Origin of the sequence: Microbacterium sp. K41, assembly GCF_004794395.1 — a bacterium.
Classification (GTDB): domain Bacteria; phylum Actinomycetota; class Actinomycetes; order Actinomycetales; family Microbacteriaceae; genus Microbacterium; species Microbacterium sufflavum.
The window spans coordinates 13,534-40,391 of record NZ_SSDO01000348.1 but is presented as its reverse complement, the minus strand read 5'-3'; the positions used below and the strand labels follow the sequence as shown (position 1 = coordinate 40,391).

Below are 26,858 nucleotides of genomic sequence, written 5' to 3'. Positions count from 1 at the left end.
TCGCCGGGGCGGTCGCGGGGGTCGCGGCCGCCACGGCCGGGGTCGTGATGCTGAGCCAGCTGACGGCACCGGAGCCGCGCGTGGAAGCCGTGCCGGTGCAGACGCTCGATCCGCGCCCGCACGGCGACCCGCTGCCGCGTCCGTCGGCGACGTCGGGGACGGGTGCGACCGAGCCGTTCCCCGGTACGACCCCGCAGGCGGGGCAGTATCTGCACGTCACCACGACGGTGGACTCTCTCCTGTATCGGGACGCGCGGGTGACGGTGTTCACCTGGCCCTGGCATCAGGACGGCCTCGCGCCGATCGGCGCGCTCCTGGTTCGGGACCACAGCGAGACGTTCGTCCCCGCTGATCGCTCGGGCGAGTGGAGGGGGAGCAACGGCCCGAACTCCCAGCGGCTGCAGTTCTTCCCCGAGGACCAGTGGCCTGCGGGGGAGCTGGCCTGGGACAACCTGTTCCCGGCGAACGACAGCGTGGGCCGATGGACGTTCACCGGGGGATTCGATACCGAGGTGGGGCCGCCCACCGGCTCGACAGAGTACTTCGCGCAGTTCCCCCGCGATCCGCAGGCGTTGCTGGAGTTCGCGAAGAGCTTCGAGCGCGGGTACGAGATGGTGCCGGAGCAGGCGGACGAGGCAGCGGTCATCACGATCATGGACGCGCTCCGGTCTAATGTGGCCCCGGCCGATCTCCGCGAGGCACTGATCTCGGCCCTCGCCCTCTCCCCGCTCGTCGAGGCCACCCCGTCCGGTGGGACCGTGATCTACCGCGCACGGTTCCAGCACATCGATGCGCGGACCGACACCCTGACGGTCGATACGACGACCGGCTGGATGAGCGAGTACACGCTGCGCTACGACCGCACGGACGGTGCGGACGGCGACATGGTTCCGACCGACGTCCCCGACATCCGATACACCGCGACGGTGTCGATCGTCGACGCGATCCCCTGACAGCCACGGCGACCCGGACACGGGCCCCGGCACCGATCTCGGTGTCGGGGCCCCGCCGTAGACTCGGAGCATGGCATCCGATTCCTTCGTCCACCTGCATGTGCACAGCGAATACTCGATGCTGGACGGCGCGGCGAAGATCAATGCCATGACGCAGGCGGCGGCCGACTACGGCATGCCGGCGATCGCCGTGACCGACCACGGCAACACGTTCGCGGCGTTCGAGTTCTACCGGGCGGCTCAGGCCGCGGGCATAAAGCCGATCGTCGGGCTGGAGGCGTACGTCACCCCCGGCACGCACCGCAGCGACAAGACCCGCGTGCAGTGGGGCTCGCCCGATCAGAAGAGCGACGACGTCTCGGGGTCCGGCGCGTACACCCACATGACGATGTGGAGTCAGAGCACCGAGGGGATGCACAACCTCTTCCGGCTCAGCTCGCTGTCGAGCATGGAGGGCTACTACTTCAAGCCCCGCATGGACCGCGAGCTGCTGCAGACCTACGGCAAGGGCCTCATCGCGACGACCGGGTGCCCCTCGGGCGAGGTGCAGACGCGTCTTCGTCTCGGGCAGTACGACGCGGCGCGGGCGGCGGCGGCGGAGTTCCAGGACATCTTCGGCAAGGAGAACTACTTCGCCGAGATCATGGACCACGGCCTGTCGATCGAGCGCCGGGTGATGACCGACCTGCTGCGGCTGGCCAAAGACCTGGGCATCCCGCTGGTGGCCACGAACGACTCGCACTACACGCACCAGCACGAGGCCGACGCGCACGAGGCGCTGTTGTGCGTGCAGTCGGGGTCAACGCTCGACGACCCGAACCGCTTCAAGTTCGACGGCGACGGGTACTACATCAAGACCGCGGCCGAGATGAGGCAGCTGTTCCGCGATCACCCGGAGGCGTGCGACAACACGCTGCTGATCGCCGAGCGCTGCGAGGTGGAGTTCAACACCTCCGCCAACTACATGCCCCGCTTCCCCGTGCCAGACGGCGAGACCGAAGACAGCTGGCTCATCAAGGAGGTCGAGAAGGGCCTCCACTACCGCTACCCGAGCGGTATCCCCGACCGGGTGCGCAAGCAGGCGGAGTACGAGACCGGCATCATCCTGCAGATGGGGTTCCCTGGCTACTTCCTCGTCGTCGCCGACTTCATCAACTGGGCCAAGGACAACGGCATCCGCGTCGGTCCCGGCCGAGGCTCCGGTGCCGGATCGATGGTGGCGTACGCGATGCGGATCACCGACCTCGACCCCCTGGAGCACGGTCTCATCTTCGAGCGCTTCCTCAACCCGGACCGCGTCTCGATGCCCGACTTCGACGTCGACTTCGACGACCGCCGCCGTGGCGAGGTCATCGAGTACGTGACGGAGAAGTACGGCTCCGAGCGCGTGGCGCAGATCGTGACCTACGGCACGATCAAGTCCAAGCAGGCGCTCAAGGATGCCGGCCGCGTGCTCGGGTTCCCGTTCAGCATGGGGGAGCGTCTGACCAAGGCCATGCCCCCCGCCGTCATGGGCAAGGACATGCCCCTCGACGGCATGTTCGACTCCGCGCACCCGCGCTACAAGGAGGCGAGCGAGTTCCGGGCGCTGATCGAGACAGACCCCGAGGCGAAGACGGTGTTCGATCGCGCGCTCGGGCTCGAGGGGCTCAAGCGCCAGTGGGGCGTGCACGCTGCCGGTGTGATCATGTCGTCGGAGCCGCTGCTCGACATCATCCCCATCATGCGCCGCGAGCAGGACGGGCAGATCGTCACGCAGTTCGACTACCCGTCGTGCGAGACGCTCGGCCTGATCAAGATGGACTTCCTGGGGTTGCGCAACCTCACGATCATCTCGGACGCGCTCGACAACATCCGCATGAACCGAGGCGAGGAGCTCGACCTCGAGCACCTCGGACTCGACGACCCTGCGGTTTACGAGCTCCTCGCGCGCGGCGACACGCTGGGCGTGTTCCAGCTCGACAGCCCTCCGCTGCGGTCGCTCATGCGCCTGATGAAGCCGGACAACTTCGGTGACATCTCGGCCCTCATCGCGCTGTACCGCCCGGGCCCGATGGGCGCGAACTCGCACACGAACTACGCGCTGCGCAAGAACGGCCAGCAGCAGATCACGCCGATCCACCCGGAGCTCGAGGAACCCCTGGCCGAGATCCTGGAGGAGTCCTACGGCCTCATCATCTACCAGGAGCAGGTGATGGCCATCGCGCAGAAGGTCGCCGGGTTCAGCCTCGGTCAGGCCGACATCCTCCGTCGCGCGATGGGCAAGAAGAAGAAGTCCGAGCTGGACAAGCAGTACGAGGGCTTCGCCGGCGGTATGAAGGAGCGCGGCTTCGGCGAGGGCGCGATCAAGGCGCTGTGGGACATCCTCCTGCCCTTCTCCGACTACGCGTTCAACAAAGCGCACTCCGCCGCGTATGGTCTCGTGTCCTACTGGACCGCGTACCTGAAGGCGCACTACCCGGCCGAGTACATGGCGGCGCTGCTGACGAGCGTCGGCGACTCGAAGGACAAGATGGCGCTGTACCTGAACGAGTGCCGCCGCATGGGTATCCGGGTGCTGCCGCCCGACGTCTCGGAGTCGATCAACTTCTTCGCCGCCGTCGGCGACGACATCCGCTTCGGTCTGGGAGCGGTGCGCAACGTGGGCACCAACGTCGTCGACGGGATCGTGCAGGCCAGGAAGGATGAGCGCTTCACGTCGTTCCACCACTTCCTCGACAAGGTCCCGCTGCATGTCGCCAACAAGCGCACCGTGGAGTCGCTCATCAAGGCGGGCGCGTTCGACTCGATGGGCGACACGAGGCGTGCGCTGCTGGAGGTGCACGAGGACGCCGTGGAGGCCGCGGTCGACCGGAAGCGCAACGAGGCTCAGGGCGCGATCGGGTTCGACTTCGACAGCCTGTACGACGGGCTGGAGGAGGTCGCGCCGGCCAAGGTCCCCGCCCGACCCGAGTGGATCAAGAAGGACAAGCTGGCGTTCGAGCGGGAGATGCTCGGGCTGTACGTGTCCGACCATCCGCTCGCGGGCCTCGAGGTGCCTTTGGCGAAGCACGCGTCGATCTCGATCCATGACCTCAACAACTCGGAGGACCTGCAGGACGGCGACCAGGTGACGGTCGCGGGCCTGGTCACGAGCGTGCAGCACCGGGTGGCGAAGGCCAGCGGAAACCCGTACGGCATGATCACGGTCGAGGACTTCAACGGCGAGGTCACCGTGATGTTCATGGGCAAGACGTACACGGAGTTCCAGCACACCCTCCAGCAGGACGCGATCCTGGCCGTGCGGGGGAGGGTGTCGCGCCGCGACGACGGCCTCAACCTGCATGCCCAGTCGGCCTTCGCACCCGATGTGGGCTCGTTCGACGCCGCAGGCCCGCTGTCGCTCGTGCTCGCGGAGCAGCGCGCCACCGAGCGCGTGATGCACGAGCTTGCCGAGGTGCTGCGACGGCACAACGGCGAGACCGAGGTGCTGCTTCGGGTGCACCGCGGCGGGACGGCGAAGGTGTTCGAGGTCCCGATGCCGGTGAAGGTGTCGGCCGACCTCTTCGGCGACCTCAAGTCACTGCTCGGCCCGACCTGTCTGGGGTGAACGGGTAGGATCGGGAGCCGTCGACAGCACCGCCACGGCCAGAGTGCGCCGGTGATGAAAGGACCACTATGAGCACGGAACTTCCCGAGCCGGATGCCGCCGACGCGGTGTTCAGCGACGAGGACGGCGTCCTCTACGACGACGAAGTGACCCCGGAGTACGGCATCCTCGGCTTCACACTGCGTGAGCTGTTGATCGTCGGCGTCTGGCTGGTGTCGTTCCTCGTCTCCTTCTTCCCCCTCAGCGGCGGCGTCTCGCTGTGGGGCATCGGCATCCAGTGGATCCTGCCGATCGGCGTCCCGACGGTGGCCGTGTTCCTGCTGGTGCTGCGCCGGTTCTCTCCCGACGGCATCCGCCGCGTGGGCTCGTTGGGCATCGATCAGTTCGCCTCCGTCGCCTTCGCCGTATCCGCGTGCGTGTGGGCGGGCAACCTCTGGCTGGCGGTGTCCGCCGCGATCGCCACGGGTCAGTGGGGTCTGCCGTGGAACGCGCTCGTGCAGGTCATCACGTCGGTGGCGCTGGTCGTCCTGACCGTTTTCGCACCGCTGATCCCGGGGCTGCGTGAAGACTTCCAGGGTCGGCTGGTGACTCTCGCGCACCGGAACGCGAATCCCGTCCGGCCGGTGATCGCCCGTCCGCGCCCGGAGTCGACGTCCGGGGAGACTCAGGACGAGGCGGCGGTGGGGTCGCCGGAGGAGTCCGACACGGACGCGGTCATCGACACCGGACCCCCCACCAGCCCGGACACCGCAACCGACGCCGTCACCGACGTGGTACCCGATGCGGGCGATGGCGATCGGCGTCACGACGACACCGACGCGTACCCGGCCGACTACTCGGACCGGATCCCGCTCACTGCGCACGCGTCGGGCGGAGGCACGGGGACGATACCCGTGGCCGACGAGGAGGAGTACACGCCGAGCTACTCCCGGCGTTCCCGGGCCGAGCAGCCCGAGATCGTCTCCGACACCGGGAGCATCGAGTCGCTCCTCGGCACGACCGCTCGAGAGGAGACAGGAGCGGTCGATGTCCCCGACGATGCCACGGCCGTCAATCCGATCGTCGCGGACGAGCAGGACGACGACGTCGAGGCCACGATCCCCCGCCAGTACACGGAGGCGGCGCAACCGTTCTGGATCCTGGCGCCCACCGAGCGCGATGTGCACGACGAGCGCGGCGAGCCGATCTTCCGGGTGGGGCCGACCGCGTGGGCGCTGGTGATCGAGGATCGCGGAGGGGCCTACGTCGTTCGCCATGACGACGGCCGCATCGGATACCTCCACGACATCACCGACATCACGAAGGGCTGACATGCGCACGATCGATCTGCGGGGGCGCGAGCTCTCGCCCGCGGACATGCTCGCGGCCGTCCCCCGCGCCACGCAGGCGCGCGCGGAGGCGCTCGACACCGCGGCACGCCTCGTCGAGGAGGTGCGGGAGCGCGGTGAGGGTGCGCTGCGAGAGCAGGCGGAGCGGTTCGACCGGGTCGTCGGGCACGAGGTTCGCGTGCCTGAGGCGCACATGACGCAGGCCCTCGACTCGCTCGATCCGGCAGTGCGGGCGGCGCTCGACGAGGCGATCCAGCGCGTGCGCCTGGCCTCAGCCGCTCAGGTCCCGGCCTCGCAGGTCACGACCATCGGCGCGGGCGCCACGATCACTCAGCGGTGGCAGCCCGTGCACAGGGTCGGTGTCTACATCCCCGGCGGAAAGGCCGTCTACCCGTCGAGCGTCGTCATGAATGTCGTCCCCGCGCAGGTCGCCGGGGTGCAGCAGATCGCCCTGGCCTCGCCGCCGCAGGCGGATCAGGACGGTCGTGTCCACCCGACGATCCTGGCGGCCGCGGCTCTGCTCGGAGTGACCGAGGTGTACGCCATGGGAGGTGCGGGAGCGATCGGTGCCTTCGCGCACGGTGTCCCCGGTCTCGGCCTCGATCCCGTCGATGTGGTGTCGGGCCCCGGCAACAACTACGTCGCCTCGGCCAAGCGGGCCGTGGCGGGTGTCGTCGGAACGGACTCCGAGGCTGGAGCGACCGAGATCCTCGTGGTCGCGGATTCCACCGCCGATCCGCGTCTCGTCGCCGCCGACCTGGTCAGCCAGGCCGAGCACGACGAGCAGGCGTCGGCCGTGCTCGTCACCGATGCGGAGGGACTCGCGGACCGGGTCGTCGCCGAGGTCGAGCGGCTCACCGCGGCGACGCGCCACAGCGCACGTGTCGCTGCCGCGTTGGCTGGTCCGCAGTCCGCGGTCGTCCTGGTCGACGACCGCGCGATGGCGGTGGCGTTCAGCAACGCGTACGCGCCGGAGCACCTGGAACTGCACCTGTCCGACGCCGAGCAGGCAGCGGCGGCGTTCACCAGCGCCGGCGCGGTGTTCGTGGGCGACCACACCCCGGTGAGCCTCGGCGACTACATGGCGGGGAGCAACCACGTGCTGCCGACCGGCGGCCAGGCGCGCTATGCACCGGGCCTCGGCGCCTATACCTTCCTCCGTCCGCAGCAGGTCGTCTCCTACGATCGCGCCGCCCTGGCCGCGGTTCGCGAGGGGGTCGTCGCCCTGGCGAACAGCGAAGCGCTGCCCGCGCACGGTGAGGCGATCGAGGCGCGGTTCACCGCGTAGGATCGGTCAGATGCACTGCCCCTTCTGCCGTCACCCCGACTCCAGGGTCATCGATTCCCGCACCAGCGACGACGGACTCTCGATCCGCCGTCGCCGACAGTGTCCGGAGTGCGGAGGACGGTTCTCGACGACGGAGACGGCCAGCCTGAACGTGATCAAGCGCTCGGGCGTGATGGAGCCGTTCAGCCGGGAGAAAGTGATCTCCGGCGTGCGAAAGGCCTGTCAGGGGCGTCCGGTGACGGAGGCCGACCTGGCGATCCTCGCGCAGCGCGTGGAAGAGGCGGTGCGTCAGACCGGGGTGTCCCAGCTCGATACCAACGAGATCGGCCTGGCAATCCTGGGTCCGCTGCGTGAGCTCGATGAGGTCGCGTTCCTTCGATTCGCGAGCGTCTATCAGGCGTTCGACTCTCTGGAGGACTTCGAGGCGGCCATCGGCGATCTCCGCGCCGACCACGCGAAGGCGGAGGCGGGCGACCGGTAATCTGGCAGGGATGTATCCCCTCCTCTTCCGCGCCGTCCTGTCGCGCTTCGATCCCGAGTTCGCCCACCACGCCGGCATGGCCGTCATCCGTGCCGTCGGTGTCCCGCCGCTGTCCTGGGCGACCCGCGCGATGACCAGGCCGGATTCGTCACTGCGTGTGGAGGCGCTGGGTCTCACGTTCCCGTCGCCGTTCGGTATCGCCGCGGGCTTCGACAAGAACGCGGTCGGCGTACGAGGTCTCGCCGCGCTCGGCTTCGGACACGTCGAGGTGGGCACGATCACGGCGATCCCGCAGGACGGGAATCCGAAGCCGCGGCTCTTCCGCCTGATCGCCGACCGTGCCGTGATCAACCGGATGGGCTTCAACAACAGGGGAGCGGACGCCGCGGCCCGTCGTCTGGCCCGGCTCCGGCGGGGCGCGCCGGACACGGTCATCGGGGTCAACATCGGCAAGAGCCGCGTGGTCGATGTCGAGGACGCGACCGCCGACTACGTCGCGTCAGCCACCCGGCTCGCGCCTCTCGCCGACTACCTCGCGGTGAACGTCTCCTCTCCGAACACTCCCGGCCTTCGCGGGCTTCAGGCGGTGGAGACGCTGGCGCCACTGCTGCGCGCCGTCCGCGACGCTTCGGGCTCGACCCCGCTGCTGGTCAAGATCGCGCCCGACCTCGCCGACGATGAGATCACCGCGATCGCGCAGCTCGCCGTTTCGGAGGGACTAGCGGGGATCATTGCCCACAACACCACGATCAGCAGGGACGGGCTCGTCACCGATGCCGCGACGGTCGAGGCTGCGGGTGCCGGCGGGCTCTCCGGTGCTCCCCTCAAGCGGCGCTCTCTCGAGGTGTTGAGGGTCGTCCGTTCCGCGGTGCCCGAGGACTTCTGCGTGATCGCGGTCGGCGGAGTGGAGACAGCCGCCGACGTGCAGGAGCGTCTGGACGCTGGAGCGACCCTGGTGCAGGGGTATACGGCGTTCCTCTACCGCGGCCCGTTCTGGGGTCGCGAGATCAACCGCGGGCTGGTCAGTCGGGGTACTGCCCGCGCTTGACCTGCGGCTTCGGCAGGCGCATGAACCGCATCTGCAGTGCGCGCATGCCGGCGTACCATCCGAGGCCCTTCTCGACGCGGTCGGCGCCGAACTTCGCGGCCGCCTTGCGCTTGACCCGAAGGCCGAGCAGGATCATGCCGCCGATCGCGATGACGAGGTACGCCATCATGAACAGGTACGCGTAGAACGAGATCATGAGGTTCGTCGGCAGGAGTGACGCCAGGATCACCAGCACCATGACGCCCATGACGAACTCCGCCGGGTGCCAGCCCGCGTCGACGTAGTCGCGCACCCAGCGCCGCTGCGGGCCCTTGTCGCGCACCGGGAGGTACTTCTCCTCACCGGCGGCCATCCCCGCCTGGGCGCGTGCGCGCCGCTCGTTCAGCTCGGCACGGGCGGCCGCCTTCGCCTCCTTGGTGTTGGCCACCAGCGGCCGACGTCGCGCGGCCTCCTGCTCGGCGCGGGTCGGCGTGGCGCGCCCCTTGCCGACGGCGGGCGTCTGCGGGGCGTCGTCGTTCGTCGAAGGGGAGACGGGGGTAGTGGCCACGGGTTTCCTCGGTTCGCTGAAGATGGTCACCTTAAGATTACTCGCATGACCTCACCTGCACTTCCCAGCGAGTCCGACGCCGCCGTCCTCGAGGCCGTGGCCACCGGCATCCCGTCCGTGCTGTCCGATCTGGGGCACCTGGTCCGCATCCCCGGCATGGCCTGGCCCGCGTTCGATCAGACGCAGCTGGAGCGCAGTGCGGACGCCGTCGCGACGCTGGCCAGGGACACGGGGGTGTTCGACGAGGTGCGTGTGCTGCGTGCCGCGATCCCGGGCACCGATGAGCACGGGCAGCCCGCGGTGCTCGCGACCCGCGCTGCTCGCAACGGCAAGCCGACGATCCTCCTCTACGCCCACCACGATGTGCAGCCCCCCGGCGACGACGCCCTCTGGGAGACCCCGCCGTTCGAGCCGACGGTGCGCGACGGCCGCCTCTACGGACGCGGGGCCGCCGACGACAAGGCGGGGATCATGGCCCACATCGGTGCGATCCGCGCGGTGTCGTCGGTTCTCGGTGCCGACCTCGACCTCGGGATCGCGATGTTCATCGAGGGGGAGGAGGAGTACGGCTCCCGCTCGTTCGCCCAGTTCCTCGCCGACAACAAAGACGCCCTCCGCGCCGACGCCATCGTCGTGGCGGACTCCGGCAACTGGGATTCGGTGACGCCCGGGCTCACCGTGTCGCTCCGGGGGAACGCCCGGTTCACGATGAAGGTCCGCACGCTCGACCACGCGTCCCACTCGGGGATGTTCGGTGGCGCGGTGCCCGACGCGATGATGGCCACCGTCCGGCTGCTCTCGACGCTCTGGGACGCCGACGGATCGGTCGCCGTCGAGGGTATGACGAGCCGCGAGGCGGAGACGCCGGAGTACGCGGAGGCGACCCTGCGCGACGAAGCGGGTCTCCTTCCCGGCACGATGCCGATCGGCGACGGGACGATTCTGAGCCGCATCTGGAACAAGCCGTCGGTGACCGTCATCGGCATCGACGCGACGAGCGTTTCGGCCGCGTCGAACACGCTGCTGCCGGAGGTCACCGTCGTGATCAGCGCGCGGGTGGCACCCGGGCAGACGGGGCAGGAGGCGTATGACGCGCTGGAGCGGCATCTGCGTGCCCACGCCCCGTTCGGCGCCGAACTGTCGTTCTCCGACGTCGACCTGGGCAACCCGTTCCTCGTCGACACCAGCGGCTGGGCGGTCTCGCTCACCCGCGACGCGATGCGCGACGGCTACGGCGTGGCGCCGGTCGACCTGGGAGTCGGCGGGTCCATCCCGTTCATCGCCGACCTCGTCCGCGAGTTCCCCGACGCGCAGATCCTCGTGACGGGAGTGGAAGACCCGCATTCCCGCGCGCACAGCCCGAACGAGTCGCTGCACCTGGACACCTTCCGTCATGCGGTCGCGACCGAGGCCCTGCTGCTGGCACGGATGAACGCCGTCGAGCTCTGAGCCCGTCGCGGGAAGCGGCGGTAGAATCGTCACAGAAGCCGTGTATCGCGGCCCGTCCCAAGGAGTGACATGACCGACACCACCCTGTCCGCAGAGACCACCCGCGCACACGGCGTCAGCCTGACGGACGCCGCGGCCACCAAGGTCAAGAACCTTCTGGAGCAGGAGGGCCGTGACGACCTGCGTCTGCGCGTGGCCGTTCAGCCCGGCGGGTGCTCCGGCCTGATCTACCAGCTCTACTTCGACGAGCGCTTCCTCGAGGGCGACGAGACGGTCGACTTCGACGGCGTCGAGGTCATCGTCGACAACATGAGCGTCCCGTACCTCGACGGCGCGTCGATCGACTTCAAGGACACGATCTCCGAGCAGGGCTTCACGATCGACAACCCGAACGCCGCGGGAAGCTGCGCCTGTGGAGACAGCTTCCACTGATCTGCGGATTTCCGGACCACGGCCGTCGTCACCTCGCGTGACGGCGGCCGTTTCGCGTGCGGAACCTGCGTGGATGGCATGAATCGGGTGTGAGGTTGCTCTAGACTTGAACGTGCCCTGTCCGCAATCTGAAAGGTGCATCGTGCCCTCGAAACGCCGCCTTCGTTGGGCCGCACTCCCTGTGGGAGTCGTGGCAGCTGTGGCTCTGGCGGGATGTACTCCCACCGAGCTGAACGGCTTTCTTCCGGGCTTCGTGGAGGGTGGCCCGGCAGCGACCAACCAGACGGAGCGCGTGTCGTCGCTCTGGGTGAACTCCTGGATCGTTCTTCTCGCCGTCGGCGTCATCACCTGGAGCCTCATGGCGTGGGCCGCGATCGCGTACCGCCGGCGCAAGGGGCAGACCGGTCTCCCGGTGCAGATGCGCTACAACATGCCGATCGAGATCTTCTACACGATCGTGCCGCTCATCCTCGTGCTGGGCATGTTCTTCTTCACGGCGCGCGACCAGACCGAGATCGAGACCAAGTGGGACAACCCCGACGTCGAGATCACCGCGATCGCCAAGCAGTGGGCGTGGGACTTCCAGTACAACGGCGACACCGAAGACGACACGGTCTGGACGATGGGCATCCAGGCCCAGCCCGATGCCGAGGGCAACATCGACAAGGCCGAGCTCCCGACGCTGGTGCTCCCCGTCGACAAGAAGGTCACGATCAACCTTCAGTCTCGCGATGTGATCCACTCCTTCTGGATCATCGACTTCCTGTACAAGAAGGACATGTTCATCGGCAAGGACAACTCCTGGTCCTTCATCCCGACGCGCGAGGGCGAGTACGCCGGCAAGTGCGCCGAGCTCTGCGGTGAGTACCACTCGATGATGCTGTTCAACGTGAAGGTCGTCTCCCAGGAGGAGTACGACGCCTACCTCGAGTCGCTCGAGGAGAAGGGCAACACGGGCGACATCACCGACGCGTACGACCGTCTCTCGAACCTCCCCGGCACCTCCGGGAAGACCGACACCGAGGAAGGAGAGGAGTAAGTCATGTCGACCACTGAAGCTCCTCGCACCGACGAGGCACCCCGCTCCCGTCCCACCACTCTGCCCGCACGTCAGGCGGCTCTCATGAGCTCCTCGCGTGTGGAGCAGAAGGGCAACATCGTCGTCAAGTGGATCACCTCCACCGACCACAAGACCATCGGGTACATGTACCTGATCGCGTCTGTGCTGTTCTTCCTCCTCGGCGGCGTGATGGCCCTGGTCATCCGCGCCGAGCTCTTCGCGCCGGGCATGCAGATCATCCCGACGAAGGAGCAGTACAACCAGCTGTTCACGATGCACGGCACGATCATGCTGCTGATGTTCGCGACGCCGCTGTTCGCCGGTTTCGCCAACGCGATCCTGCCGCTGCAGATCGGTGCGCCCGACGTCGCCTTCCCACGTCTCAACGCCTTCGCGTTCTGGCTGTTCCTCTTCGGGTCGACGATCGCCGTCGCCGGCTTCCTGACCCCGCAGGGTGCCGCCTCCTTCGGCTGGTTCGCCTATCAGCCGCTGGCCAACGCCTCGTTCTCGCCGGGTGCCGGTGGAAACCTCTGGATGCTCGGTCTGGGCATCTCCGGCTTCGGAACGATTCTCGGTGCGGTGAACTTCATCACCACGATCATCACGATGCGTGCCCCGGGTATGACCATGTGGCGCATGCCGATCTTCTCGTGGAACACGCTGATCACCAGCCTGCTCATCCTGATGGCGTTCCCGGTGCTCGCGGCCGCGATCTTCGCCGCCGCCGCCGACCGCGTCCTCGGCGCTCACGTCTACGACCCGGCCAACGGCGGTGTGCTCCTGTGGCAGCACCTGTTCTGGTTCTTCGGGCACCCCGAGGTCTACATCATCGCGCTGCCGTTCTTCGGTATCGTCTCGGAGATCTTCCCGGTCTTCAGCCGGAAGCCGATCTTCGGCTACAAGACGCTGGTGTACGCGACGATCGCGATCGCCGCGCTATCGGTCGCGGTGTGGGCGCACCACATGTACGTCACCGGTTCTGTGCTGCTGCCGTTCTTCGCGCTGATGACGATGCTCATCGCCGTCCCGACCGGCGTGAAGATCTTCAACTGGATCGGCACGCTCTGGCGAGGGTCGGTCACGTTCGAGACGCCGATGGTCTTCGCGCTCGGCTTCCTGGTGTCGTTCGTCTTCGGTGGTCTGACCGGTGTCATCCTCGCGGCCCCGCCGCTGGACTTCCACCTCAGCGACTCGTACTTCGTGGTGGCGCACTTCCACTACGTGGTGTTCGGCACGGTCGTGTTCGCGATGTTCGCGGGCTTCTACTTCTGGTGGCCTAAGTGGACGGGACGCATGCTCAACGAGCGTCTGGGCTACGTGCACTTCTGGATGCTGTTCGTCGGCTTCCACATGACCTTCCTGATCCAGCACTGGCTGGGTGTGGACGGCATGGTGCGTCGCTACGCGGACTACTCGGCGGCCGATGGCTGGACCTGGCAGAACCAGGTCTCCACGATCGGCGCGATCATCCTCGGCGCCTCGATGCTGCCGTTCTTCCTGAACGTCTGGATCACCGCGCGCAAGGCGCCCAAGGTGACGGTGAACGACCCGTGGGGTTACGGCGCCTCGCTCGAGTGGGCGACCTCGTGCCCGCCGCCGCGGCACAACTTCACGTCGATCCCGCGTATCCGCAGCGAGCGTCCCGCGTTCGACCTGAACCACCCGGAGGCGGCCGAGTTCGCGACCACCGCACCCGGCGAGCGAGAGGGCCACTGAGTCATGCGCGATAACGTCATCATCTGGTGGGTCCTGACCGCGTTCTTCGCCCTTGTGGGCGTCGTCTACACGGGCTGGAACATCCTCGCCCACCCCGGCCTGCCGCTCGTGAATCAGATCGAGTGGGTCGGCACCGTGGCGCTGTTCTTCTCCGCCTTCATGGGAGCGATGGTCGCGTTCTACCTCGACCGCACCCACAAGGCGCAGAACGGTGAGCTGCCGGAAGACATCCTGACCTCCGACATCGACGACGGTGACCCCGAGCTCGGAGAGTTCAGCCCGTGGTCGTGGTGGCCGCTCGTGCTCGCCGCTTCGGCCGGTGTGTTCGTTGTCGGGCTCGCGGTGGGGCACTTCCTCCTGCCGATCGGTCTCGCGATCTTCGTGGTCGCGATCGTCGGCTGGGTCTACGAGTACTACCGCGGGAACTTCGCCCGCTGAGCGCTGTACCTGCGAAAGGCCCCCCGGATCGTTCCGGGGGGCCTTTGCCGTGTGTGTGAGTGCGGCGTTCAGGCGCGCGTGCGGATCCGTGGAATCCCGGTGAGGGGATCGACGGGGCGGTGGTGCACGCCATCGGCATCTTCGACCGGGTATCCCTCTCGCACCCAGTACTCGAATCCGCCGATCATCTCGCGGACCCGATACCCGAGGCTGGCGAACTCGGCCGCGCCCCGCGTACCGCCGTTGCAGCCGGGGCTCCAGCAGTACACCACGACCTCGGCGTCGGGGGAGATCTCCTGCGGCGCCCGGGCGGCGATCTCACTGTGGTGCATGTGAACCGCGCCCGTCACGCGCCCCTGGGTCCACGCCTCCGAGGACCGGACATCGATCACGACGAGCTGTTCGCCCGCGGTGCGCGCGGCGTGCACGTCGGCGGGATCCGTTTCATAGGCAAGCTTGGCGGCGAAGTAGTCGGAGCGCGAGATCATGTCTCCACGCTAGTTCCCGCTCTGGCCGCGTGGCGCAGTGAGACGGACGTCGGTCGTGCGGATTCTGCCGTTGGCCCCCGCTGTCAGTGGCCCCCGCCGTCAGTGGCGCCGCGTCATCTGCACGCGTGTCCCGTATGCGTCCAGCCCGAGGGCGTGCTCGATGCTCACGAGGGACTCGAGGAACGGCGTATCGGGAGTGCTCACGGCGAACCCGCACGTGGCGTAGAACGGGGCGTTCCAGGGAACCTCGGCGTAGGTGCGCAGGGTGATGCGCTGATTCCCCCGTCGAACGCTCTCGTCCTGCGCGGCATGCACCAGCTGCCGACCGATACCCCGGCGACCATGATCAGGGTGCACCGACAGTTGCTCGAGATGCCCATCTCCGTCGATCTGCAGGACGTGGGCGAAGCCGACGACGGTGAGCGCAGGTCGGGCGGGATGCGCGGCACGGCGCGAATCGACCACCTCGCCGACCAGGACGTAGCCATCATGGGCGGCGCGCTCGGCCGCCGTCGCCGGGGGCGGCCAGTCCTGCGCGCGGAAGCGTTCGACCAGGAGACGATCGGCCGCGAGCTCGATCTCCTCCAGAGCAGCGATGTCCTGCGGCTCCGCCGGCCGGATACGCACGCGTGTCATAGCGACGCCGCCGAGCCGATGACGGCGGGGGTGCTCCGTGTCGTTTCGTCCTGGGCCGCGTGCCCCATGTCCAGCGTGATCGGGAACGTGTCGGTCGTGGCCGATGCAGGGGTCGATGGGTTCGGCATGGACCGCGTGACAGACGCGAACCAGCGGTGCACGTTACGGGCTCCATGTCCAACGATGTGGATGTCGGTACGGGCTTCGGCGATGGGCTCAGCAGCGCCGGCGTGAGTGCCGTCAGGGGGAGCGGCGGGGGCAAGGGGCCCGGCAGCGGCGTGGGGACCGGCGAGGGGTCCAGGAGCGACGACGTGAGTGCTGCCGGTGGGAGCTGCGGCTGTAGAGGCGGCGGTGACGGGTCCGCCGGCGTCGTTGAGATCGTCGAGGGATAGGGATCCAGCAGCGCCGTGGGGACCGGCGAGGGGGCCAGCAGCGGCGTGGGGACCGGCGGCAGACTCAGCGGCGAGATGGAGCGCGCGTCGGGGCGAATGTGCGCGCGAGCGAGCTGGCCGAGCACTGGATGACATGAAGTGATCCTCTCATCGGTGAGACGACGAAGGCCCCGTCCGACGGGACGGGGCCTTCAGCGGGGGAGTGGCGACTACTCGTCGTCCTCCGACTTCTTCTTGCGCGGACGCTTCACGGGCTCCGTCGAGATCACCGTGCTGGGCGTGTTCGGCGTCTCGTCGACGTGAGTCTCGTCCACCGTGAGCGGGGCGTCGGGGAAGCCGGCGCGCTCGTGAGCGCCCTGGATCTCCGCGGCCTCGGCCGCCTCGTTGTCCGCCGTGACGTGGTGCTGGTGTGCATCGGCGGCGTCAACCTCGGCCTGCGTGAGCGGAGCCAGACGGTCCTCGAAGAACCAGCGCGACATCGCCGAACGGAGGTTCTCCGTCCACGGGATGCGGCCCTTGGCGTTCGGGCGCACCACGAGGGGCTCGTAGCCGTCGATGTCGATGAGCTTCCAGCGGTCGTACTTGTCGACCGGCTGGTGCACCTCGATGTACTCGCCGCCGGGGAGGCGGACGATGCGGCCCGACTCGAAGCCGTGCAGCACGATCTCGCGGTCCTTCTTCTGCAGCGCGATGCAGATGCGCTTGGTGACGAAGTAGCCGATGATCGGGCCGAGGAACAGCAGCACCTGGAGCGTGTGGATCACGCCCTCCATCGTGAGCATGAAGTGCGTCGCGATGAGGTCGGACGATGCCGCCGCCCACAGCACGGCGTAGAAGATGACGCCCGCGACACCGATCGCCGTGCGCGTGGCCGCGTTGCGGGGACGCTGAGCGATGTGGTGCTCGCGCTTGTCGCCCGTGACCCACGCCTCGATGAACGGGTAGATCGCCACGATCACGATGAACAGGCCGAGCACTGCGACCGGAGCCAGGATGCCGAACGACCACGTGTGGTTCAGGAACACGATGTCCCAGTTCGACGGGGCGAGGCGCAGCGCGCCGTCCGCGAACCCGATGTACCAGTCGGGCTGCGTACCCGCCGAGACGGGGGACGGGTCGTACGGGCCGTAGTTCCAGATCGGGTTGATCTGGAAGAACGTCGCGATCAGCACGATGGTGCCGAAGACGATGAACAGGTAGCCGCCCATCTTGGACATGTAGACCGGCATCATCGGGTAGCCCACGACATTGTCGTTCGAGCGGCCGGGGCCGGCGAACTGCGTGTGCTTGTTGATGACCATGAGCATCAGGTGCAGGACGATGAAGGCGATCACCAGCATCGGGAGCAGCAGGATGTGCAGGGTGTAGAGACGGCCGACGATGTCGGTGCCGGGGAACTCGCCGCCGAAGAGGAGGAACGACGTCCAGGTGCCGATGAGGGGCAGGCCCTTGATCATGCCGTCGATGATGCGCAGACCGTTGCCCGAGAGCAGGTCGTCGGGGAGCGAGTAGCCGGTGAAGCCCTCGGCCATCGCCAGGATGAACAGCAGGAAGCCGATCACCCAGTTCAGCTCGCGCGGCTTGCGGAACGCGCCGGTGAAGAACACCCGCAGCATGTGCACGCCGATACCCGCGATGAAGACCAGCGCAGCCCAGTGGTGGATCTGGCGGACCAGGAGCCCACCGCGCAGGTCGAACGAGATGTGCAGCGTCGACTCGAGAGCCGAGGACATCGCGATTCCGCGCATGGGAGCGTATGCGCCCGTGTAGTGCGTCTCGACCATCGAGGCCTGGAAGAAGAACGTCAGGAAGGTTCCGGAGAGGAACACGACGACGAAGCTCCACAGGGCGATCTCACCGAGCATGAACGACCAGTGGTCGGGGAAGATCTTGCGACCGAGCTCCTTGACGAAGCCGGAGAGGCTGGTGCGCTCATCGATGTAGTTCGATGCGGCGCCGACGAAGCGGCCGCCGAGAGGCGCCTTGGTGTCCTTCTCGTCCTTGGACAGCGTTGCGGTGCTCAATGGCGCTCCCAGAAGCTCGGGCCGACGGGTTCGGTGAAGTCGCTGCGTGCGATGAGGTAGCCCTCGTCATCCACGGTGATGGGCAGCTGCGGAAGCGGACGGGCGGCCGGTCCGAAGATGACCTTCGCGTGGTCGGTGACGTCGAACTGCGACTGGTGGCACGGGCACAGCAGGTGGTGCGTCTGCTGCTCGTACAGAGCCACCGGGCAGCCGACGTGGGTGCAGACCTTGGAGTAGGCCACGATGCCGTCGTACGACCAGTCCTTGCGGTCCTCGGCCTCGATCAGCTGCTCGGGCCGCAGGCGCATCATCAGCACGATGGCCTTGGCCTTCTCCTCGAGGTAGCCCTCGTCGTGGCCGAGTTCGGCGAGGTCCTCGGGGATGACGTGGAAGGCAGAGCCGAGCGTGACGTCGGCGGCGCGGATCGGCGTACCGTCGGGGTCGCGCACCAGGCGCATCCCCTTGTCCCACATCGTGTGCTTCAGCAGCGCCACCGGGTCGCCCTTGGTCGGGTCGTCCGGCGTGGAATGCGGTGCGAGACCGCGGAACAGCGTGACTCCGGGGATGATCGACGCCACGATCGCCGCGAACAGCGAGTTGCGGATCATGGTGCGGCGGCCGAATCCGGACTCCTCGTTGGCGTCGGCGAACGCCTTGATGGCGGCCTCGCGCGTCGAGTCCTTGCCCCGCGTGGGGTGGCGCAGCTCGACGTGCTCCTTGTCGGACATGAGCGCCTTCGACCAGTGGATCGCGCCGATGCCGAGGGCGAGCAGCGCGAGAGCGATGCCCAGACCGATGAAGAGGTTGTTCTGCCGGATGTCGATGAGCGCGCCGCTCTCGATCGGGAACAGCATGTAGGCGGCGACCGCCCAGATGCTGCCGGCGAGCGACAGGTAGAACAGCGTGTAGACGGTACGGACCGCAGCCTTCTCAGCGCGCGGGTCCTTATCGGTCATCCGCTCGCGGTGCGGCGGCAGCCCGGGGTTCTGCACGGGATCGCTGACTGCGACACCCAGCCCCGGAGAGGGCTGGTAGGCCCTGTCAAGAGCCTGCGAGTCGTCGTCGTGTGCCATGGTGCTCCTCGTACGTTCCTCTTCGATGAATATGCGTCAGTTGGACTTCGCCGTGATCCACACGGTGATGGCGACCAGAGCGCCGATACCGAAGATCCACACGAACAGGCCCTCGGAAACCGGGCCGAGCGACCCCAGCGAGAAGCCACCGATCTGCACCGACTGCTGCTGGAAGAGCAGGGCCGAGATGATGTCGCGCTTGTCCTCGTCGGACAGGTTCATGTCGCCGAAGACCGGCATGTTCTGCGGGCCGGTGACCATGGCGGCATAGATGTGCAGCGCGCTGGTCTCGGTGATCGCGGGGGCGTACTTGCCCTCGGTCAGAGCACCACCGGCGGCCGCGACGTTGTGGCACATCGCGCAGTTGACGCGGAAGAGCTCGGCACCGTGCGCGACGTCTCCCTCGCCGTCCAGGATGCGGTCGGACGGGAACGTCGGACCGGGGGCCTCGGACTGCACGTAGGCCGACATCGCGAGGATCTGCTCCTCGGTGAACTGCGGCTCCTTCTGCGGTGCCTGCGGGCCCTGCATCTGCAGCGGCATGCGGCCGGTCGACACCTGGAACTCCACAGCCAGCTCGCCGACGCCGTAGAGGCTCGGTCCGTTGGGGGTGCCCTGCAGGTCGAGGCCGTGACAGGTGGCGCAGTTCGCCTGGAACAGCTTCTCGCCGTCTTCCACTGTCAACTGCGTCGCCGCGCTAGGGGCGTCGTTGGCCGCGAAGGCGGCGGACGCTCCTGCGTACACGGCGCCCGTGATCATCAGTCCAGCTCCGATGAGCGCGGCCGCCGCCAGTGGGCTGCGACGACCGCTCGAACGGCGCTTCTTCTCTCGTGCCATCTCGGGGATCAGCTCCGCTCTTATTTCAGGAAGTAGATAACGAAGAACAGCACGATCCAGACGACGTCGACGAAGTGCCAGTAGTAAGACACCACGATCGAGGACGTCGCCTCCTTGTGCCGGAAGTTCTTGACGGCGTACGCGCGGCCGATGACGAGGAGGAACGCGACGAGACCGCCGGTGACGTGCAGGGCGTGGAAGCCGGTCGTCAGGTAGAAGGCCGAGGCGTACGAGTCGGCCTGGATGGGCATGCCCTCCGCGACCAGCTGCGCGTACTCCCAGACCTGGCCGGAGACGAAGATCGCGCCGAGGGCGAAGGTGAGGAAGAACCACTCGACCATGCCCCAGCCGAACAGACGACGGCGACCGGCGCCGTTCTTCTGGCCCTTCGCGATGCGGTAGGGCTGGAGGTCCTCGGCTGCGAACACGCCCATCTGGCACGTGAACGACGAGAGCACGAGGATCGCCGTGTTGACGGCCGCGAACGGCACGTTCAGAAGCTCGGTACGGTCGGCCCAGAGCTCGGGTGAAGTGCTGCGGAGCGTGAAGTAGATCGCGAAGAGTCCCGCGAAGAACATCACCTCGCTGCCGAGCCACACAATGGTGCCGACAGCTACCGGGTTGGGCCGCTTGATCGTTCTCGCCGCCGGGGCATACGTCGCTGAGGTCGTCACCCCTCCATTATGGCCGATCCGCGGACGTGATTCTTGCACCCACGGCCGTCGAATCCCTCGTCAGCGACTTAGGGGACCCTAAGAGATCACTGCGAATCATCGGTGAATCCGCGGGAAACGGCGGTCGACACCCGTCTGCGCGGAAGCGCGGATCGATCTGCACGTTTTCTCCGCGCCGATAGGATCGCACACATGGCTGAATCCCTGACCTGGTCCGATGTGCTCACCACCCTTCTGGAGCATCGGGACCTCAGCGTCTGGGAATCCACATGGGCGATGCGCCAGATCATGTCGGGCTCGGTCACCGAGGCGCAGCTCGCGGGGTTCCTCATCGCACTCAGGGCCAAGGGGGAGACCATCGACGAGATCGTCGGCTTCCGGGACGCGATCCTCGAGGCGGCCGTTCCTCTCCCGGTCTCGCCGGACGTTCTCGACATCGTCGGAACGGGGGGCGACCGCGTCGGGACCGTCAACGTGTCCACGACCGCGGCCATCATCATCGGCGCTACCGGAGTCCCTGTCGTCAAGCACGGCAATCGCGCTGCGAGCTCGGCATCCGGCTCCTCCGACGTGCTCGGCGCGCTCGGCCTGGAACTCTCGCTGGACCCCGCTGCCGTGGCCTCGATCCTCGACCGGACCGGGATCACCTTCGCGTGGGCCGGGGCGTTCCATCCCGGGTTCAAGCACGCGGGAGCCGTGCGCGCGCAGCTCGGCGTTCCGACCGTGTTCAACATGCTCGGCCCGCTCTGCAACCCCGCACGAGCCGAAGCGAACGCGGTGGGGGTGGCGCAGATGGAGCGGGTGCCGCTCATCACCGGCGTCTTCCGCACCCGCGGCGCCACCGCCCTCGTGTTCCGCGGAGACGACGGGCTGGACGAGCTCACCACGACCGGTCACAGTCGCATCTGGGAGGTGACCCGAGGAGACATCCACGAGCACGACCTGGATCCGCGCGACCTCGGCATCCCGCTCGCCGACCTCGCCGACCTGATCGGCGGCTCGCCCGAGCACAACGCGGAGGTGCTGCGACGCACGCTCGCGGGTGAGACCGGGCCCGTGCGTGACATCGTGCTGCTCAACGCCGCGGCCGGCATCGTCGCGTTCGAGCTCTCGCAGGACGCCACGCAGGTGCAGCGGCCGATCCTGGAGCGTCTGCGTGAGGGATACGCTCGCGCGTCCGCGGCGGTCGACGACGGGCGGGCCCTCGCGAAGCTCGACGCGTGGATCGGTGCGAGCCGCGAACTGGCCGCCGTCGAGGAGTGACCATGGAGCCCGTCGACGCCCTCCTCGAGATCGCCTCGCTGCTCGAGCGCGAGCGGGCATCGCGGTATCGGGCGAAGGCGTTCCGACAGGCAGCCGCCACGTTCGAGGATCTCCCCGAGGACGTGCGGAACGACCCCACCCGGCTTCGCGCCGCACGGGGGATCGGGGAGTCGACGTTCGCCGTGATCCGCCAGGCCCAGGAGGGCCGCATCCCCGAGTACCTCGTAGAGCTGCGCGGGGAGGTCGAACCCGAGCGGGTCTCGGAGCTGCGGGGCCGACTGCGTGGCGACCTGCATGCCCACACCGACTGGTCGGACGGCACCACATCCATCGAGGTGATGGCCGCCGCCGCTCGAGCCCAGGGGCACGAGTATCAGGCGATCACCGATCACTCGCCGCGTCTGCGGGTGGCGCGTGGCCTCTCCGCCGAACGGCTGCGGGAGCAGATGCCGCTCGTGCGGGCGCAGTCTGGCGACGGTTTCACGCTGCTCGCGGGCACCGAGGTGGACATCCTCGAAGACGGGTCTCTCGACCAGGACGACGATCTCCTCCGGGAACTCGACATCGTGGTCGCCTCCGTGCACTCGAAGCTGCGCATGGACGCCAGGCCCATGACCGCGCGCATGATCGCCGCCGTCTCGCATCCACGCGTCAATGTGCTCGGTCACTGCACAGGCCGGCTCGTGCAGGGCGACCGGGGGACGCGCCCGCCGTCGGCCTTTGACGCTGCGGCGGTTTTCGCCGCCTGTGCCGAGAACGGCGTGGCCGTGGAGATCAACTCGCGACCGGAGCGACAGGATCCACCCGACGAGTTGATCGCGATCGCTTTGGAAGCCGGGTGTCTCTTCTCGATCGACTCCGACGCCCACGCGCCGGGACAGCTCTCGCTGCTGGACTACGGTGCCGAACGCGCCGAGCGTGCGGGAGTGCCCGCGTCGCGCATCGTCACCACCTGGGGTCTGTCCCGCCTGCTCGCCTGGGCGGAGTGACGCTCACTCCTCGGTCGCTGCGCGTCCGGCCTCCGTCACCGCGGTGACCGCCCGCGTCATCGAGCCGCCGAGGTTCCACCTCTCCGCCAGTGCCGTCGCCGTCGTGACCTCGCTCTCCGACAGGGCACGGAGGGGGATGTCCGGTGTGGCGATCGGGAGATCCGTCGCCACGGCCACGACGGTCGGTGCGACATCGAGGTAGGCCGTCGCTGCGAGGATCTTGGCGCGCACCCCTGCGCTCATGCCCTCACCCGCCTCCGCCGCCTCCCGGATCCCCACCAGGTCGCCGTGCACCCCCAGCAGCGTGGCCGCCGTCTTCTCGCCCACCCCGGCGACGCCGGGGAGGCCGTCGGACGCATCCCCTCGCATCGTGGCGAAGTCGGCATACTGCGACGGGCGCACCCCGTACTTGGCGACGACGGTGGCGTCGGTGACCACCTCGAGGTTGCTCATGCCGCGCGCCGTATAGATGACCCGGATGTCGGCGGCGTCGTCGACGAGCTGGAAGAGGTCGCGATCGCCCGTCACGATGTCGACCGGCATGGATGCGTGCGTCGCCAGGGTGCCGATCACGTCGTCGGCCTCGTGCTCGGCCACACCGATGATCGGGATCCCGATGGCGGCGAGGGTCTCGCGGATGAGCGGGATCTGCGCCTCGAGGGGATCGGGCACCTCCTCGACGTCCGGCGCACCGGCCACGACCTCCACCACGCGGTGCGTCTTGTAGCTCGGGATCAGGTCGACGCGCCACTGCGGCCGCCAGTCGTCGTCCCAGCAGGCGACCACGTGCGTCGGCTGATACAGGGTGACGAGCTTCGCGACGATGTCGAGCAGTCCGCGCGCGGCGTTGATGGGGGAGCCGTCCGGGGCGGTCACCTTGTCGGGCACGCCGTAGAAGGCGCGGAAGTACAGACTGGCGGTGTCGAGCAGCATGAGGCGTTCGGCGCGGGGCATGGCTTCAGGGTAGAGCGTGCGTGCGCACGGGTCAGCAGCCGGGGGCGGTGGGTTGCTCGGTGCACGTGTGACGGACGAGCGCTGTGGTGGCCTCATAGATGCGGATGGCCTGGCCGGGCCCGGGGATGGTGAGCTCGCCGGGGAGGGGCACCCAGCCGCTGCCGGTGTCGAGCTCGGCGGTGTAGTGGACGGCGGTCGTGGCGGTGTAGGTGCCGCGGGCGCGGTACACGTGGCTGGTGGGGGTGGGGGTGAGCTGGGATTGACGGAGCGCGGCCCACGGGAGTCCCGGCGTCGTGGTGGATGCGGTCGTGCCGTCGCCGTAAACGAAGTCGTAGCGGACCGGGGTGAAGCGCACGGTGATGGGCGTGCCCAGGAGAGTGCCGGTGCGGGCCGGAGGGGCGGTGGGGGTGAGGAAGTTCGTGGGGAGTCCGGCGACGCCGATGTTGGACGGCTCGGCGCTGGTGGCGGCCGGGTCCGGCGCGAACTGGGCGACATCGGTGATCGTGAGCGCGGGACCCGGGGCAGCAGGCCGGGGTGCGGGAGGGGTCTGAAGAGCCGTGGCGCGGCATCGTTCGTCGGCTATTCCCGCGCACACGTCGGTCTGACGGTTCTGGTCCGGGCGGGGGTAGCGGCGGGGCGTGCCCGTGTGGCGTGCGTCGGGGGTGGCTTCGACGGGGGATGCGCCGGGACGAGTCTGTGACGCCGACACGGTGACCTCTGACCCATCCAGATTCGACGACCAGGATGCTTCGGAACCGATCTGTGGCGGGGGCGGGTTCGTCGCCGTCATCAGCACAACGACAAGCGCCAGACCGCGCGTTCTCGCTAACACGTCAAGATGTCCGTCGGAATAGCGGACGAGATTGCCAAGCCTGTTGCGGTGTCGGCTGAAATCATCGTCACTTCTACGGCTCGCCGCGGCGGCCTGTCCCCGGGAACGACGGAGTGACCCTCCGCATCCAGAACGTCAACATCAGAGACGTCGATGCAGAGGCGGACGACTACCGTTCGGGCCTCGGGGTCATAGCTGCCGGGGGTGAAGTGGTCGAATGACGACGCCCCGGTCCGCGTAACGCCGCTGGCGTAGTACTCGCTGTAATTCTTGCGAGCAGAGTCGAGAGCATCCGCGCGCAGCCAGGCAAATACCGGGTCGAATGTGTCGGCGTCGGTAAGGATCGTCGCGTTGGATGCGTCGGTATACGCGCGGTAGGTGACTTCGGCGGCGGCGAAGGCGTCTTCCTTGTTTGCGAACAGCGGGGTGGCGGTGGGGCTCGGGGTCGTGTGCGGGCTCGGTGCGCAGGCGGCGACGCTGAGGAGCGTCGCGACGAGTGCGGCGGTCAGCGTCGCACGGAGCCGGATGGCGGATGACGGGATCACCCGGTCACGGTACGGGGAATGCGGGATCAGGCGTCGCGGTTGTCCACAGGGGAGCGGCGGATTCCCCGCTCGCGGGCGGATCGCTTCTTCTGATAGCCTGAATCGTCACTCGTGGCGTGCATGCGCATGCCCAGGTGCCGAACAATCACAATCCAACCGCTGTGAAGCATGCTGTCGGCCGTGCGCGGCCGCGCTTCCAGCCCGAGTATCCATTCAACAAGGACAACCCACTACATGACTACCGCAACGACCGCCCCGGCCACCAAGCAGGTCGCCATCAACGACATCGGATCTGCTGAGGACTTCCTGGCCGCGGTCGAGAAGACCCTGAAGTTCTTCAACGACGGCGACATCATCGAGGGCACGATCGTCAAGATCGACCGCGATGAGGTCCTCCTCGATGTCGGCTACAAGACCGAGGGCGTCATCCCCTCGCGCGAGCTCTCGATCAAGCACGACGTCGACCCCAACGAGGTCGTCGCCGTCGGCGACCAGGTCGAGGCCCTCGTTCTCCAGAAAGAGGACAAGGAAGGCCGCCTGATCCTCTCCAAGAAGCGCGCCCAGTACGAGCGTGCCTGGGGAGACGTTGAGAAGATCAAGGAGAACGACGGCGTCGTCACCGGTACGGTCATCGAGGTCGTCAAGGGTGGACTCATCGTCGACATCGGCCTCCGTGGCTTCCTCCCGGCGTCGCTCATCGAGCTGCGCCGCGTGCGCGACCTCACGCCGTACCTCGGCCAGGAGATCGAGGCGAAGATCCTCGAGCTCGACAAGAACCGCAACAACGTCGTCCTCAGCCGCCGCGCGCTGCTCGAGCAGACGCAGTCGGAGTCGCGCACCACGTTCCTGAACAACCTGCACAAGGGTCAGGTCCGCAAGGGTGTCGTCTCGTCGATCGTCAACTTCGGTGCGTTCGTCGACCTGGGCGGCGTGGACGGTCTCGTGCACGTCTCCGAGCTGTCCTGGAAGCACATCGAGCACGCCTCCGAGGTCGTCGAGGTGGGCCAGGAGGTCACCGTCGAGATCCTCGAGGTCGACCTCGACCGCGAGCGCGTCTCCCTGTCGCTGAAGGCGACGCAGGAGGACCCGTGGCAGGTCTTCGCCCGCACCCACGCGATCGGTCAGGTCACGCCGGGTAAGGTCACCAAGCTCGTCCCGTTCGGTGCGTTCGTGCGCGTCGCAGACGGCATCGAGGGCCTCGTCCACATCTCCGAGCTCTCCAGCAAGCACGTCGAGCTGGCCGAGCAGGTCGTGTCGGTCGGCGAAGAGGTCTTCGTCAAGGTCATCGACATCGACCTCGAGCGTCGCCGCATCTCGCTGTCGCTGAAGCAGGCCAACGAGTCGGTCGACCCCAACGGCACCGAGTTCGACCCGGCCCTGTACGGCATGCTCGCCGAGTACGACGAGAACGGCGAGTACAAGTACCCGGAGGGCTTCGACGCCGAGACCGGTGCGTGGAAGGAAGGCTTCGACGCCCAGCGCGAGGCATGGGAGCAGGAGTACGCTGCGGCCCAGGCTCGCTGGGAGGCGCACAAGGCTCAGGTCGCCAAGGCGGCCGAGGCCGAGGCTGCGGCCGGCGACGACTTCGGTGGCCAGTCCTTCTCGAGCGAGTCGGCCGGTGCCGGCACGCTCGCCGATGACGAGGCTCTCGCCGCTCTGCGCGAGAAGCTCTCGGGCGGCAACTCCTAAGTAACATTCCGAGAAGGGCCGTCACCCCGCCTCACGGCGGGCGTGGCGGCCCTTTTCGCGTACCGGATTCGGTGGCGATCCGCTGCGTGACGGAACATTACGACCGCATTCGTAACACAGGAGCCGCTCCGCC

The 26,858-nt window shown here is 67.9% G+C and carries 24 protein-coding genes; 14 read left to right on the top strand and 10 right to left on the bottom strand.

Features of this window, described 5'->3' with window-relative positions:
• The 6 genes from DW309_RS19560 to DW309_RS10795 all read left to right on the top strand — a co-directional run.
• Positions 1–953, top strand: a 953-nt coding sequence (locus DW309_RS19560) for a hypothetical protein (protein WP_168387245.1), incomplete at its 5' end; no start/stop codon positions are given.
• Between the two features lie 70 nt (positions 954–1,023).
• Positions 1,024–4,542 (top strand): DNA polymerase III subunit alpha, encoded by a 3,519-nt coding sequence (gene dnaE / locus DW309_RS10815; RefSeq protein ID WP_136031345.1) that lies wholly within the window; start codon positions 1,024–1,026, stop codon positions 4,540–4,542.
• 68 nt (positions 4,543–4,610) lie between these two features.
• The gene (locus DW309_RS10810) at positions 4,611–5,852 is read left to right on the top strand and encodes a DUF2637 domain-containing protein (RefSeq protein ID WP_136045376.1); all 1,242 of its coding nucleotides are present in this window, start codon (positions 4,611–4,613) and stop codon (positions 5,850–5,852) included.
• A 1-nt stretch (position 5,853) separates the two neighbouring features.
• The gene (hisD, locus tag DW309_RS10805; RefSeq protein WP_136031349.1) at positions 5,854–7,158 is read left to right on the top strand and encodes a histidinol dehydrogenase; all 1,305 of its coding nucleotides are present in this window, start codon (positions 5,854–5,856) and stop codon (positions 7,156–7,158) included.
• Between the two features lie 10 nt (positions 7,159–7,168).
• Positions 7,169–7,639: a transcriptional regulator NrdR gene (gene nrdR / locus DW309_RS10800; RefSeq protein ID WP_136037296.1), complete on the top strand. Its 471-nt coding sequence runs from the start codon at positions 7,169–7,171 to the stop codon at positions 7,637–7,639.
• 10 nt (positions 7,640–7,649) lie between these two features.
• Positions 7,650–8,687 carry a quinone-dependent dihydroorotate dehydrogenase gene (locus DW309_RS10795; RefSeq protein WP_136045375.1) on the top strand — a complete coding sequence of 346 codons (1,038 nt, stop codon included), beginning with the start codon at positions 7,650–7,652 and terminating at the stop codon, positions 8,685–8,687.
• Here DW309_RS10795 and DW309_RS10790 read toward each other — a convergent pair.
• The gene (locus DW309_RS10790) at positions 8,662–9,234 is read right to left on the bottom strand and encodes a DUF3043 domain-containing protein (RefSeq protein WP_136031354.1); all 573 of its coding nucleotides are present in this window, start codon (positions 9,232–9,234) and stop codon (positions 8,662–8,664) included. The genes DW309_RS10795 and DW309_RS10790 overlap by 26 nt on opposite strands.
• Before the next feature lie 45 nt (positions 9,235–9,279).
• Between DW309_RS10790 and DW309_RS10785 the strand changes: the two genes are divergently transcribed.
• The 5 genes from DW309_RS10785 (at position 9,280) to ctaF (ending at position 14,329) form a co-directional block, all read left to right on the top strand.
• Positions 9,280–10,683 (top strand): dipeptidase, encoded by a 1,404-nt coding sequence (locus DW309_RS10785; RefSeq protein WP_136045374.1) that lies wholly within the window; start codon positions 9,280–9,282, stop codon positions 10,681–10,683.
• Positions 10,684–10,752: 69 nt separating this feature from the next.
• A complete protein-coding gene (gene erpA / locus DW309_RS10780) occupies positions 10,753–11,115 on the top strand; it encodes an iron-sulfur cluster insertion protein ErpA (RefSeq protein ID WP_136031358.1) in 363 nt (120 codons plus the stop codon).
• Between the two features lie 142 nt (positions 11,116–11,257).
• Entirely contained in the window at positions 11,258–12,154 is an 897-nt protein-coding gene (ctaC, locus tag DW309_RS10775) for an aa3-type cytochrome oxidase subunit II (protein ID WP_136031360.1), read from the top strand.
• A 3-nt stretch (positions 12,155–12,157) separates the two neighbouring features.
• Positions 12,158–13,891, top strand: a complete 1,734-nt coding sequence (gene ctaD, locus DW309_RS10770; RefSeq protein ID WP_205812734.1) for an aa3-type cytochrome oxidase subunit I — start codon at positions 12,158–12,160, stop codon at positions 13,889–13,891.
• A gap of 3 nt (positions 13,892–13,894) precedes the next feature.
• Positions 13,895–14,329, top strand: a complete 435-nt coding sequence (ctaF, locus tag DW309_RS10765) for a cytochrome c oxidase subunit 4 (RefSeq protein ID WP_025105064.1) — start codon at positions 13,895–13,897, stop codon at positions 14,327–14,329.
• A gap of 68 nt (positions 14,330–14,397) precedes the next feature.
• Here ctaF and DW309_RS10760 read toward each other — a convergent pair whose 3' ends face one another.
• The 6 genes from DW309_RS10760 to ctaE all read right to left on the bottom strand — a co-directional run bounded on the left by DW309_RS10760 (position 14,398) and on the right by ctaE (position 20,453).
• Complete coding sequence (locus tag DW309_RS10760) at positions 14,398–14,817, bottom strand: rhodanese-like domain-containing protein (protein WP_136045373.1); 420 nt, start codon at positions 14,815–14,817, stop codon at positions 14,398–14,400.
• Positions 14,818–14,916: 99 nt separating this feature from the next.
• Complete coding sequence (locus tag DW309_RS10755; RefSeq protein WP_136045372.1) at positions 14,917–15,453, bottom strand: GNAT family N-acetyltransferase; 537 nt, start codon at positions 15,451–15,453, stop codon at positions 14,917–14,919.
• A gap of 601 nt (positions 15,454–16,054) precedes the next feature.
• Positions 16,055–17,869: a cytochrome bc1 complex cytochrome b subunit gene (gene qcrB / locus DW309_RS10745; protein ID WP_136045370.1), complete on the bottom strand. Its 1,815-nt coding sequence runs from the start codon at positions 17,867–17,869 to the stop codon at positions 16,055–16,057.
• On the bottom strand, positions 17,866–18,942 hold the full coding sequence (gene qcrA, locus DW309_RS10740; RefSeq protein ID WP_136028787.1) for a cytochrome bc1 complex Rieske iron-sulfur subunit: 1,077 nt from the start codon (positions 18,940–18,942) through the stop codon (positions 17,866–17,868). The genes qcrB and qcrA overlap by 4 nt, the downstream gene beginning before the upstream one ends.
• Positions 18,943–18,978: 36 nt before the next feature.
• Positions 18,979–19,779, bottom strand: coding sequence for a cytochrome bc1 complex diheme cytochrome c subunit (gene qcrC, locus DW309_RS10735; protein ID WP_136028788.1), 801 nt, complete (start codon positions 19,777–19,779; stop codon positions 18,979–18,981).
• Between the two features lie 20 nt (positions 19,780–19,799).
• Positions 19,800–20,453, bottom strand: coding sequence for an aa3-type cytochrome oxidase subunit III (gene ctaE / locus DW309_RS10730; protein WP_136028789.1), 654 nt, complete (start codon positions 20,451–20,453; stop codon positions 19,800–19,802).
• 192 nt (positions 20,454–20,645) lie between these two features.
• Between ctaE and trpD the strand changes: the two genes are divergently transcribed.
• Positions 20,646–21,716 carry an anthranilate phosphoribosyltransferase gene (gene trpD / locus DW309_RS10725; protein ID WP_136045369.1) on the top strand — a complete coding sequence of 357 codons (1,071 nt, stop codon included), beginning with the start codon at positions 20,646–20,648 and terminating at the stop codon, positions 21,714–21,716.
• Positions 21,717–21,718: 2 nt separating this feature from the next.
• Entirely contained in the window at positions 21,719–22,705 is a 987-nt protein-coding gene (locus DW309_RS10720; protein ID WP_205812732.1) for a PHP domain-containing protein, read from the top strand.
• A gap of 3 nt (positions 22,706–22,708) precedes the next feature.
• Here DW309_RS10720 and DW309_RS10715 read toward each other — a convergent pair whose 3' ends face one another.
• The 3 genes from DW309_RS10715 to DW309_RS10705 all read right to left on the bottom strand — a co-directional run bounded on the left by DW309_RS10715 (position 22,709) and on the right by DW309_RS10705 (position 25,036).
• Positions 22,709–23,659: a 5'-3' exonuclease gene (locus tag DW309_RS10715; protein ID WP_136045367.1), complete on the bottom strand. Its 951-nt coding sequence runs from the start codon at positions 23,657–23,659 to the stop codon at positions 22,709–22,711.
• 31 nt (positions 23,660–23,690) lie between these two features.
• Positions 23,691–24,368 (bottom strand): hypothetical protein, encoded by a 678-nt coding sequence (locus DW309_RS10710; protein WP_136045366.1) that lies wholly within the window; start codon positions 24,366–24,368, stop codon positions 23,691–23,693.
• A 116-nt stretch (positions 24,369–24,484) separates the two neighbouring features.
• Positions 24,485–25,036 carry a chlorophyll a-b binding domain-containing protein gene (locus DW309_RS10705; protein ID WP_136045365.1) on the bottom strand — a complete coding sequence of 184 codons (552 nt, stop codon included), beginning with the start codon at positions 25,034–25,036 and terminating at the stop codon, positions 24,485–24,487.
• Between the two features lie 234 nt (positions 25,037–25,270).
• Here DW309_RS10705 and rpsA point away from each other — a divergent pair, with 234 nt between their 5' ends.
• Complete coding sequence (gene rpsA, locus DW309_RS10700; RefSeq protein ID WP_136028795.1) at positions 25,271–26,725, top strand: 30S ribosomal protein S1; 1,455 nt, start codon at positions 25,271–25,273, stop codon at positions 26,723–26,725.
• Positions 26,726–26,858: the final 133 nt, after the last annotated feature.